We start from the raw sequence: 11,509 nt of genomic DNA, 5'->3' as shown, positions 1-11,509 counted from the left end.
GATGCGCTCGGCCGCGATCGCCCCGGCCTGATCGAAGTGCCGCTCGGCGAGATGCCCAACCCCTGGCCGGTGATCCGGGCAGGGTCGCGCGAATAGTGGCCTGCACCGCCGTGTGGGTTTGGCCAGCGCGGGACCATCATGGGAGGGTGCCGTGTGCCTCTGCAGTGCACTCCGCGTTACTGGTGCGCCACCGGCCCCTCCCACGACATCTGATTCACCCGGAACTCATTGACCATCTCCAGTGCTTGAAGCTGCTTTGTAGCATCATACAGTCGGCGGGTGATCCTGCAACCAGAATCGGGCGATTTCATCGCGGCGGGCGATCCATACGTTGCCGCGCTGCCTCACGTGGCGAATAAACCGATCAATGGCAGTGGCTCGCGCCGGACGTCCGGAAATGCGGCAGTGAAGTCCAACCGACATCATCTTAGGCGTCCGCTCTCCCTCGTCGTGTAGACGATCGAACGTTGCGGCCAGGTACTGGAAGAAATCTTCCTGTGTTCCGAATCCGGGGGCGCTGAAATACCTCCCGTCGTTGCTATCAGCCGCATACGGGACAACTAGCCAAAACTTCCCCAGCAGCGGCACGTAGTATGGCAACTCGTCATTGTATGCGTCGGAATCGTAGAGAAAGCCTCCTTCCTCCATCAGAAGCCTCCGCGTCCGTTCGCTCGGACCGTATCGACAATACCACCCCACGGGTCTTGTACCAACGCATCTTTCAATGGCTGCAACCGCCGCCCGAATCTCGAGGCGCTCCTCGGTTTCCGTCATATTAAAGTGCTCGCCCCACCGATACCCGTGGCTGCACGCTTCATGTCCGAGTTCTCTCAACGTCGAGCCGACTGCGGGGTTTCTCTCAAGTGCTCGCCCAGAGGCGAAAAACGTGGTCTTCACGTCGTGCTTCGCGAAAACGTCGAGCAAGCGCCAGACGCCCACTCGGCTCCCGTACTCGAAGTTGGACTCCGCCGCCAGATCACGAACACCCTCGGGCATCGGGTATCGGATCTCCCCGAACGCCTCGCTGGTTGGGTCACCATCTAATATGCTGCGTTCTGCTCCTTCCTCGTAATTGACTACGAAGCTCACCACGACGCGTGCTCCGTCAGGCCAGCCGACCGATGGCGGATGTTGTCCATAGCCAACGAAATTTCGCTCGCGCCCGTCTTTAAGCACAATTACCCCTCCGCCACCGGACGGCACACTTCATGCGAGCTAGGATGCGAAGTGCGCATCGTACCATTCAGGATAGTAGCGGTATACATCGTACCGTACGCCCTTTAACGATGCTTTGGCACCGTCAACCTGGAGGAGATTAAACAATGGCAGTGTGGCCGCCTGTTCCATGATGGTCATCTGCACCTTATGGTACATTTCCAGGCGCTTCGTCTGGTCGAGAGTAGCGCGCGCCGTATCGAGCAGCTGGTCCACTTCCGCGTTCTTGAAGTGCCCCATGTTCCAGCCACCGATATTCTTTGAATGGTAGTGCACAGTCAGAATGTCCGGGTCGATGCCCCGCCACTCCATGAAGGTCATATTGCTCTTCCCCTCACGCGCTAGCTCTTCGGAAGCTGGCAACGCCATCGTCTTGATATCGAGGCCAATTCCGACCGCTTTGAACATCCCCTGCATCGCCGTCAGCATTGATACGGTTACCGGGTCGGCTTTCACATCGCACACCATTTGACAAGCCTTTCCATTCTTGACTCGGATGCCGTCACTCCCCAACTTCCAGCCAGCTTCTTCCAGTACTTGGCGCGCCTTTGCCGGATCATACCTGTACAGCTTCTCAACGGCCGGATTGTAACCCCAGACGACCGGCTTCAGCGGACCCCACGCGACTGGGGATGTTCCGGCTGTCGCAATCTTGCTGAGGATTGGCTTGTTGACAGCGAACTGCATCGCCTGGGCGACTGCAAGGTCGTTCGTCGGGAATAGTTGCCGGTTGATCAAGAACATAACAGGGTCGCCAGCGTACATGTTCTTGAAGACCTGGAACTTGGGATCGCTCTCCACGCTTGCCACATTCACTGCGGGGATGCGGTAGATGAAGTCCGCCTCACCGCTTCGCAATGTATCAAGCCGCGTTTGATCCTCCAAAATAATTCGGAAGACGAGGGTATCGAAGTAAGGAAGCCCCTTGTGAGCGACCAGTTGGGAACTGTTTACGTACTTGTCGTTCCGAACGACGGTGACGTGATCACCCCGTACCCACTCTTTGAACACATACGGCCCTGTGCCGACGGGATGGTTGCCGAAATCCTGGCCGTACTTCTTGACAGCGGTCGGGGATACGATCCCCAACACTACATCACCAAGGTTCGGAAGAAAGGGCACGTAGGCTTCCTTGAAATTGAGCTTAATGGTTTTCGAGTCTATGACTTGGCTCGACTCGTAAGGGCCTAATTCTGAGATGGCGGTCTGAGCCTTTGTTTCGGGATTAAGGATTCGATCAAAGGAAAACTTGACCGCCTCCGCGTCAAATGGTGTGCCATCGTGGAACATGATGCCCTCGCGTAGTCTGAACGTCCACTGTTTGCCGTCGGGCGATACCTTCCAATCGGTCGCCAAACGGGGATGAGGCTTGCTGTTCTGGTCAAACTCGACCAGCGTTTCCACCACGTTTTTCAAAACTACGATCCCCGGAATGTAGGTCGCCGCCGCAGGATCAAGGGTGTTGGGCTCAAGAAACATGCTCGCAGTTAACTGCCCACCTTGAATTTGTGTTGCGGCAATCCCGGGCTCTGGGCCAAACAAGCCCCTTACTGCGGTAGCGGCAACGCCGAACGCCACTCCTCGCTTAAGGACCTCACGACGACTCCACCGTTCGGCTGAACTTGGCCGTCCCTCAGTTCCTCGCATGAATGCTCCTCCTCTCCGCGGTCTCGCCGCACGCGCGTCTTACTTGAGTCGAGGGTCGAGAGCGTCCCTGAGTCCATCGCCAAATAGATTGATCGCCATCACAGTAACCATGATCGCCAGGCCCGGGAAAATTGTGATCCAAGGCGCTGTTTCCAGGTAGACGCGGCCGTTGGCCAGCATGTTCCCCCACTCGGCAGTGGGAGGCTGCGCACCGAGCCCTAGGAAGGACAATGCAGCCCCTGTGATAAGAGTTGCGGCGAGTCCGGTAGTGATCAGCACCATGATCGGTGCGAAGATATTTGGGAGAATGTGTCGTACGACGATGCGCGTCGGCGAAGATCCGACTGCCCGAGCACCAAGAACATACTCGACTTCTTTGGTAGCAAGAGCGCTACTCTGGGTCACCCGAGTGAATTGCGGGATCGAAGCTATGCCCACAGCAACCATAACCGGAGTGATACCCGGCCCGAGCATCGAGACTACAGCGAGCGCTAACAGGATCCCGGGGAAAGCAAGCATGACATCCATCGCGCGCATTATGAGTGACCCGATCGAGCCTTCGTAGTAGCCGGCCACTAATCCGAGAGCGACGCCGATACCGGCTGCGATTGCTACAGCAACGAAACCCATACTAAGAGAGATACGCCCGCCGTAGAGGACGCGTGCCAACAAATCGCGCCCCTGCTCGTCAGTCCCAAAGAGATGCGCGGGGCCTGGTGGTGCCAGCATTGCCGTGAAATCGAGCGCATCCGGTTGATATGGTGCCACAATCGGAGCGAGCACGGCGCTCAGCACAACCATGACAAACACCACGCCGCCGACGAGGGCCGCACGATTCCGGGTGAGGCGACGTCGAAACACCCTAAAACGCCCCCGTGTAGGCTCCCGGTCAACGGTCCGCTGCTCCGCAGTGCGGAGAGTTCCAACGCTCAAATCACGGCCTCATTGATAGTGTATGCGAGGGTCCAGCCACGCATACGAGATATCGATCATGAGATTCAACGACACGTAGATCAGAGCGGCAAGAAGAACAACTCCTTGCACAAGAAAATAATCTTTGTACAGGATAGCCTCGACCGCGAGACGGCCGATGCCCTGTCTAGCAAAGACCGTCTCAACTACGACCGCCCCACTGAGTAATCGGCCGGCATTCAACCCCACTAGTGTAACAATCGGGATCATAGCGGCCTTAAGCACATGACGAAAAATGACCGTACGTTCGCTCAGGCCTTTTGCGTATGCTATGCGAACGTACTCTTGGCGGAGTACCTCAAGAACGCTGGATCGGACCATTCTGGAGATGAAAGCCGCCGCATCGTAACCTAGAGCAATCGCTGGCAAAACGAGCGCTTTCCATCCGGCTCCACCAACGATGTGGACCCAATGTAGGCGCACCGCGAATAGGTAGATCAGCAACAAGCCCGACCAGAACATCGGGATCGAGAGGCCGCCCAGCGAAAATAACATTGCCAGGTTATCAAGCCAACTATTATGTCGGATCGCCGCGACCAGCCCCAACCCCCCTCCAACGGCGACCGCAAACAGCATTCCGGCGCCCGCCAGCTCCAACGTCGCAGGGAGTTGTTCTATGATCGAGGTCGTGACAAGACGATTGGTATAGAACGAGCGCCCCAGGTCGCCCCTGAGGGCCTTGTCCACGAAGTCTCCATACTGCACGACGAGCGGACGATCGAGTCCTAACTCGTGACGGATGCGCTCTTCTTGGGCGGGAGTAAGGGCCGCAAAGGACCGCACCGCGATGAGTTGAACAAGATGCCCCGGGACTGCATGAATAATGGCGAAGACTAACACAGACACGCCGAAGAGGACCGGGACGGTCGCGCCGAGCCGGCGTACGATGTAGCCTACCATGGTGCGCCGTTACTCTTCAACGCCTACTCCGCCTCAACGTCGACCCACCGCTGTTCATCCAACGACTTGCGGATGGCCCCAAGGACGCGTTGTGCAGCTAAGCCGTCGTCAAAACTCGCTCCAGATACCCGTCCAGCTCGCACGTCATCTACGAAACTGGCGTCGAGGCGCGCATTGTAACGAGCGAGTAGACCTAGCGGGTGGACGCCGGTGTCCGTCTTGGGGTCAAACGGCGGCTGGAACTCAAAGTCCACCCGAGGTTCAGGAGCGTCGATGGTTGACACAATGAGTTTCTCGCTTCGACGAGTCGTCGGGTCGAGCTGCCAAGCCAAGGATCCATTACTGCCGTATACGCGGATTCCGCCACCACCGATTGGTAGGGACGCCCACCCAGCGCGAAATAGAGCCTCCCCACCGTGGCGGTACGTTGCGATCCAAGAGGTCGCATCATCTACATCGACTTGACGTTGCAGCCCATCGCGTGATCGATGTGGAATAAGAGTGAGACCGTGGGCAACCACACTTGCAATCGGTCCCCCGAACCACAGAGCGAGGTCGATGCTGTGTACCCCATACTCAACAAAAACTCCGCCGTTAGCACGGGACCGCTCCATCTTCCAATGGAGCGGCTTGGTCGAGTCGATGAACTGCGCATTCACGACCATGCTTTCAAACAACTGAACTTCTCCAATGACACCATCTTCGACGAGTTTCTTCATTCGTTCGACGACTGGTGAATAGCGGAACAGAAACCCTACTTTCCCGACACGTTCTCGAGCATGTAGGGCAGTGACCATCTCACGAGCATCTACAGTAGCGTAGCCGAGTGGTTTTTCACACAGCACATGGGCACCAGCATTGATCGCCATGAGCGCGACGTCCCGGTGCGTGTCCGTCGGTGTCGCAATGACGACGGCATCAACGGAGCCAACCGCTCGAAGCATCTCTCCAGCATCGGCATGTGCGTGTTCGATCCCGTACTCGCGGGCAAGCGGCTTTATGGTGTCGAGCTGGGAGTCGGCTAACCCGACGACGCATACGTCATCCATCGACGCGAATGTGGGGAGGTGCGTCCTTGCCCCCCACATCCCAACGCCCACAATCGCTACACGGATCTTTCTGTCAGCGCTCATGTATCTCACGCGATTCCGACCGCCCGACGACCTGAAAAGCCCAGTCGTCGAGAGATCCCTTGTGCTGCTTCAATCACGAGCTGGGAGAATTCGCGGATGCGCTGCTCAGAAAAGTCTTCCTGATATCCCGCGATCGAGATGCTAGCGCAGCAACGGCCCTCCGCGTTGAAGATCGGCGCACCCACCGCGTAGACCGTTGGATCGACCTCGCCGCGGTTCACCGCAAACCCGAGCTTGCGGATCTGTTGCATCTGATCCCAGAACGTACTTCGGTCGGGCACGCTATTCGGTGTTTCTTCCAGATAAGCGGCGATCTCGTCATCACGAAGATGCGCGAGCAAAGCCTTGGCAGCCGCTCCCCGGTGCAGTGGCGCCCGATGCCCAATCCAATCAAAGCTCGGGAGCATGTCCGACGGCAGGACGTGATTGATATTGAGGATTTCGTGCTCAAGCCTGACCGTGAGGTTGGCCGTCTGGTGAGTAAGCTTGACGAGATCTCTTAGGAATGGTTCAGCGACCTTGAGGACCTCGAGATGACTGAGTACGCTGCCCGCCATAGCGACGTTCGCAAGTCCGAGTCCGTAGCGACCATGAGACGTTCGTTGTACCAACGCGGCGCGTTCCAGTTCGGTAAGCAAGCGCAACGCCGTGCTCTTGTGAACGTCCAAGTGCGCGGCAATGTCATTTAATGCCGCACCCGCTGGCTGATCCGTCAGATAGCGTAAGATACGGCAAGACCTGTGAACTGACTTGATCGATCGAGGAGCTCGCAGTACGGATCTCGTGGCGTCTTGTCTGGCCATTTATCTCCACGCAATGATCGATGATGCGCAAATAGTACAATGAAGATTTAGTTTTTGTCAACATACCCACTAAAATCGATCAAATGTTGCACAATGGGCGCGTTTACTTACGAACCCCGACGGCACGCCGCGCAACGACACGGGACGGAACCGCGCAAGATCCGGCTCAGTGAATTCATCACCGATGAGACTGCAGGTCAAACGCCTGACCGCCCGACTTATCCTGCAAATCCTTACCCGTGGCCTCGCATCGGCCCGGTATGGCGCATCAGTGAGCCCTAGGTCACGAGCGCCGCGATCTGCTCTTTTGACAATCCCCGGAGCCCAAGCGCTTCGGCAGTCCGCCCAATGCCCAGGGCCACGGCGACGGCGGAGCCGCTGCTTGACCCGCCTGGCGTATACCCGCGCCGCCATGGATTCTCGGCAGGCGGTAGCCGGCTCTGGCTTAGCGCGACCGCCTGCCACGCGATTCCGCTGCCGACGTTGACCTTACCGAGCAACACAGCGCCCGCGTCCCGGAGGCGGTCCAGACACGCGGCGTCGCCTTCCGTTGGTGCGTGCGTCCGGAGCACAGCAGCCCCGACCGTCGTCGGCGTGCCACGCATTAGAAACGCATCTTTGACGCTGACGGGGACACCGTGCAGTGGCCCAATCAGTCTGCCGCGCCGCACGTCGTCGTCGGCCCGGGCCGCCGCGACGAGTGCGTCCTCTTCCAGCACCGTGATGAAGACGTGATGTGCGCCATCAAGCTTGTGGATGCGCTCAAGGCAGGCGCCAGTGACCTCGATCGAGGTTACGGCTCGGCTGCGAATGAAGCCGGCCACCTCCTCGACCGAAGCCTCTTGGAGCAGGTCAGCCACGCCGTTCATGAGGCCAGGGGTGGTCCAACGCGAGAACGCATGCTGTTAGACGGCGACAACGTACCCTTCGCGCCTGGGGTCAGCACCGCCCACGAAGACCCGCCGCTCCGGGTCCCGCATCGCGACGCAGACCCCGCCGGCTGACCAGGACCACTTCGGCCACCGGTCTACATCGTGCCCGTATGCACGCAGTTGCGCCGTCGCATCCTCTGGTACATCTGCTTCCAAGCGCAACTTACCAGGTTCGTACTGATGCGGGAATGCACCTTGCGGGAACGAGTACGAGGCGAACCGCGCGTGTTCCACCGCTTGCTGAGGGTTCATGTGCCAGATCAGTATCTTGCTCAATACTTGCGTCATCGCCTGGGGCTGTCGATCCGCGCCCGGCGACCCGATCGCGATGAAAGGTTCGCCGTCACGCAGTACGAGAGCAGGATTCGGCGTGAGCCTGATGCGTTTTCCGGGTGCGACCACGTTCGGGTTATCCGGGTTCAGACTTCCCTGCAGACCACGTTCGGAGATCGCCAAGCCAAGTCCCGGGATGACCTCACTCTGGCTGTATCCGTCGCTCGGCGTGGCCGAGAAGATATTGCCCTCGCGATCCATCGCGCACAGATACGACGTGCCCGGAAGATCAGCCGACACTGTACGCGCCGTCGCAACCGGAGCCTCGCCTGCCGGTGGCGGCGGTTCCACACGGGGGAACCCCGCGATGTGACCCGCCGGGGGACAGCCAGGGTATGCTACGTGGGGGTCGATCCGCGCGCGCTGTTCGGCAAGGTACGATCGCGACAGGAGCTGTTCCATCGGAACCTTCACGACAAGAGGATCGCCGAGGTACCGCTCGCGGTCGGCGAACGCTAGCTTGAGCGCTTCCACCATGTGGTGGATGACCTCGGGGTTGTGCGGGGTGGATCCGTCCATCGGAACTCCATCGAGAATACCGAGCGCCTCGAGGAACGCCGGTCCCTGGCTCCAGGGCCCGTCGCCGTACAGGACCTGCAGGGTCTAGGAACCAGACGGCCCCCGCGTTTCCCGTGGTTAGGCAACCCAGGGTAGTGAGCCCGGCAAGTTGGCCAACGGTACAGCACTGTATCTGCGGGGACGGAACAGGGTGGGAGATCCCCCCGTTGGCCCTCTCATGCGACGCCGCAAGTGATGTAATGGAAAGGCCGTGCCCTCCGAGAGCCGAAGACCATTGAACGAGGGTCCAATCTCGCACAATGGAGGAGGGCACAGCCGTGCAGTACATCGGGTTTGATATTCACAAGCGGTATACCTTTTACACGCAGATGGATGCCACGGGGCAGATCCGGCGGCAGGGCAAGCTGACCAACAGCCGCGACGCGCTGGCGCAGTTCTTTGGTGACGTCGCGGAGCCGGCTCGTGTGGTTATCGAGGCCAGCATGAATTGGTACCATCTGTATGATCTCCTGGAGACGTTAGCCATCCCGGTCACCCTCGCGCATCCGCTGCGCACGCGTGCCATCGCGGAAGCGAAAGTGAAAACCGACAAAGTCGATAGCACGATTCTGGCGCACTTACTGCGCACGGACCTTGTTCCTGCGGCCTACATCCCGCCCCGCGAGATCCGCGACCTCCGCGAACTGCTGCGGTACCGGGCCGTGCTCGTCCGGCTCCAGACCATGCTCAAGAACCGCGTGCATGCCATTCTCCTCAAGCACGGCTATGAGTGTCCGTACACCGATGCCTTTGGGGGACAGGGCCGCGCCTGGCTAGGCACGCTGCCCCTGCGACCCGTCTACCAGCAGGCACTCCAGGGCTTCCTCGCGGTGCTGGACACCTTACACGCACAGATTCTCGACGCGTCGCGGACCATCGATCAGGAGGCAAAGGCCAAGCCCCTCGCCCAAACACTCTGTAGCCTTCCAGGAGTCGGCCACTACACCGCCCTGCTCATTCTGGCCGAGATCGGGGACATCACGCGGTTTCCCGGTCCGAAGCACCTGGTGTCCTATGCTGGGCTTGCCCCGATTGTCCGCGGGAGCGGAGGGCGCGTCTACACGGGGCACATCTCCAAACAGGGGTCGACGTGGTTGCGCTGGATCCTCATCGAGGCCGTGCTGCATGCGGTTCGCCGGCCAGGTCGCTACCAACAGATCTACCAGCGCCTCGCGCCGCGCAAGGGGGCCAAACTGGCCCGGGTGGCGGCGGCGCGCGAACTACTCACGACGATCTACTGGATGCTGCGCCATGCCCATTAGGGCTGAGAGCTCGGGACTCCCCTGAATTTGCATGGTCCCGTAGAGGACCCGCCAAGTGATTGGGAGCCCGAGTCGGATCACATGGTGTGCCCTCCACGGGCACGGATAGATGAATGACCTCGGGTCGCACCCGAGCTCCGAGTTGGCAAGGGTAGGCGTAGCAAGGACTACTCGAAAGCACGGGGAGGGATTGACAGGCACGGCCTTTTCATAGATGCAAATTGCGTGCAATTGTGATCGGGTGTCCGAGATCTACCTTTGGAGTACTGCGGCAGTGTGCACTGCAAAACCTTGCCCATCAAGCGGTTCCGAGCAGGTCGTCGTCATTGATTGGAGCGGGCTGGCGCGGAGGCATGGTGGGTTCAAGGCCTGCATCGCCCGGGGCCCTGACTTGCCCGGCGCTCTACTTCCTCCAGTTTGGTGTGGCGTTCCGCCAGGTCAGCCTTTCCAAGTGTGACTGTTGACAGCCGTGTCGGAAGGCCAAGAGTGGTGTGCTTTCTCCAAGCAGGTCCAACGCACCCATGCCCCTTGGAGGTACCCCCGATTGAAGCAGCGTCGCTAGAAAAGCGTTACGTACATCCGTTTCCAAAAAATCGGGTGAAGCTAGCCAAAACGCGCTTGCCAAGATGACCGCGAGCCCTGCCTGCAGTAGCATCAGATCCATCAGCAATCCCCCTGCTCGCCTGATATGCCCGAAAAGCCCTTTCTCTTGCGAACTATGGAGTCATGCGTCAGGAGATCGGACAGGAGCAAATCCTTTACTAGTGTGTACTGATTGAACGTAGTGTTAACATTTGGAGGGGTACCTCCCGTGACAGCAAGAGGGTCACAGTCCAACCTCCGAATACTCCAACCGAGACCTGCCGGGTTTCGGAAGGAGGGAGACGGACGTGACCCTCGAGGACAGCGTTCGCCATCATCGGCTTATGCTCATGCAACGCGCCGCGCAGCTGGGCAATGTGACCCGGGCCTGTCAGGAGGCCGGGATCTCCCGGACCCTGTTCTACCGTTGGCGGCAGCGCCTGCTGCGGTATGGCCCAGACGGCCTGCGGCCCCGGCCGACCCGCCCAGCGCGCTGGCCGCGCCAGGCCACCCCAGCCCTGGAGCACGCGGTGTTGGCGTACGCGCTGCTGTGGCCGACCCACGGGCCGGCGCGGATTGCCGCCCAACTCCGGCAGCCCCGCTGGGGCCGGTGGCGGGTCAGTGCGTCGGGCGTGTACGGGATTCTCAAGCGCCATGGCTTGCAGACGCGCTGGGAACGGTTGACCCGCCTGGAAGCGCGGGCGCTGGACGTCCAGGGCCTGCTGACCGAACGGACGCGCCGACGGGTCGTCCGGCCGCACGTCGCCGCGGTCCAACCAGGCGATCTGGTCTGCATCGACGCGTTCTATGTCGGGAAGCTGAAGGGGGTCGGGAAAGTCTGGCAGCTGACGGCCTGCGATGCCGCCTGCTCGTACGCGATCGCGACGCTCGTGCCGCGGGTCACCCAAGCGACGGCCACCGCGTTCCTGCGGACCCGCGTGGCGCCCACCTACCAGCGCGCCGGGCATCCGGTCCGCGCCGTCTTGCCCGATGGCGGGCCGGAGTTCTACGGGCGCTTCCTGACGGCCTGTCGCGAACTGGGGATCGAGCATCGGCGCACCAAACCGCGCCACGCCTGGACCACGGATGAAAGTGTCAAGCCCCCAGCTTGGACCCGGGGGTGGATGCGGTGTAGGATAGTATCGGACGCGGGTGACCCCCGTGCCGAAGAA

10 protein-coding genes are annotated in these 11,509 nt (G+C 60.1%); 2 read left to right on the top strand and 8 right to left on the bottom strand.

What is annotated here, in order from left to right; translation table 11 throughout:
• Positions 1 to 264: 264 nt before the first annotated feature.
• The 8 genes from VKZ50_11415 to VKZ50_11380 all read right to left on the bottom strand — a co-directional run bounded on the left by VKZ50_11415 (position 265) and on the right by VKZ50_11380 (position 8,526).
• Positions 265 to 1,176, bottom strand: coding sequence for an allantoinase PuuE (locus VKZ50_11415; GenBank protein ID HLJ60327.1), 912 nt, complete (start codon positions 1,174 to 1,176; stop codon positions 265 to 267).
• Positions 1,177 to 1,215: 39 nt separating this feature from the next.
• Positions 1,216 to 2,793 (bottom strand): ABC transporter substrate-binding protein, encoded by a 1,578-nt coding sequence (locus VKZ50_11410; protein HLJ60326.1) that lies wholly within the window; start codon positions 2,791 to 2,793, stop codon positions 1,216 to 1,218.
• 108 nt (positions 2,794 to 2,901) lie between these two features.
• The gene (locus VKZ50_11405) at positions 2,902 to 3,723 is read right to left on the bottom strand and encodes an ABC transporter permease (protein ID HLJ60325.1); all 822 of its coding nucleotides are present in this window, start codon (positions 3,721 to 3,723) and stop codon (positions 2,902 to 2,904) included.
• Positions 3,724 to 3,804: 81 nt separating this feature from the next.
• Positions 3,805 to 4,734 carry an ABC transporter permease gene (locus VKZ50_11400; GenBank protein HLJ60324.1) on the bottom strand — a complete coding sequence of 310 codons (930 nt, stop codon included), beginning with the start codon at positions 4,732 to 4,734 and terminating at the stop codon, positions 3,805 to 3,807.
• 23 nt (positions 4,735 to 4,757) lie between these two features.
• The gene (locus VKZ50_11395; protein ID HLJ60323.1) at positions 4,758 to 5,867 is read right to left on the bottom strand and encodes a Gfo/Idh/MocA family oxidoreductase; all 1,110 of its coding nucleotides are present in this window, start codon (positions 5,865 to 5,867) and stop codon (positions 4,758 to 4,760) included.
• A 5-nt stretch (positions 5,868 to 5,872) separates the two neighbouring features.
• Positions 5,873 to 6,670: an IclR family transcriptional regulator gene (locus VKZ50_11390; GenBank protein HLJ60322.1), complete on the bottom strand. Its 798-nt coding sequence runs from the start codon at positions 6,668 to 6,670 to the stop codon at positions 5,873 to 5,875.
• A 278-nt stretch (positions 6,671 to 6,948) separates the two neighbouring features.
• The gene (locus tag VKZ50_11385; protein HLJ60321.1) at positions 6,949 to 7,539 is read right to left on the bottom strand and encodes an amidase; all 591 of its coding nucleotides are present in this window, start codon (positions 7,537 to 7,539) and stop codon (positions 6,949 to 6,951) included.
• Positions 7,540 to 7,575: 36 nt separating this feature from the next.
• Positions 7,576 to 8,526 carry a gamma-glutamyltransferase gene (locus VKZ50_11380; GenBank protein ID HLJ60320.1) on the bottom strand — a complete coding sequence of 317 codons (951 nt, stop codon included), beginning with the start codon at positions 8,524 to 8,526 and terminating at the stop codon, positions 7,576 to 7,578.
• Positions 8,527 to 8,771: 245 nt separating this feature from the next.
• Between VKZ50_11380 and VKZ50_11375 the strand changes: the two genes are divergently transcribed.
• Positions 8,772 to 9,755 carry an IS110 family transposase gene (locus VKZ50_11375; protein ID HLJ60319.1) on the top strand — a complete coding sequence of 328 codons (984 nt, stop codon included), beginning with the start codon at positions 8,772 to 8,774 and terminating at the stop codon, positions 9,753 to 9,755.
• 890 nt (positions 9,756 to 10,645) lie between these two features.
• Positions 10,646 to 11,509 (top strand): helix-turn-helix domain-containing protein (locus VKZ50_11370; protein HLJ60318.1); only part of this gene is annotated, 864 nt, incomplete at its 3' end.

Source organism: bacterium (genome assembly GCA_035295165.1).
Taxonomy (GTDB): Bacteria; Sysuimicrobiota; Sysuimicrobiia; order Sysuimicrobiales; family Segetimicrobiaceae; genus JAJPIA01.
This window is presented reverse-complemented; position numbering and strand designations above follow the sequence as displayed.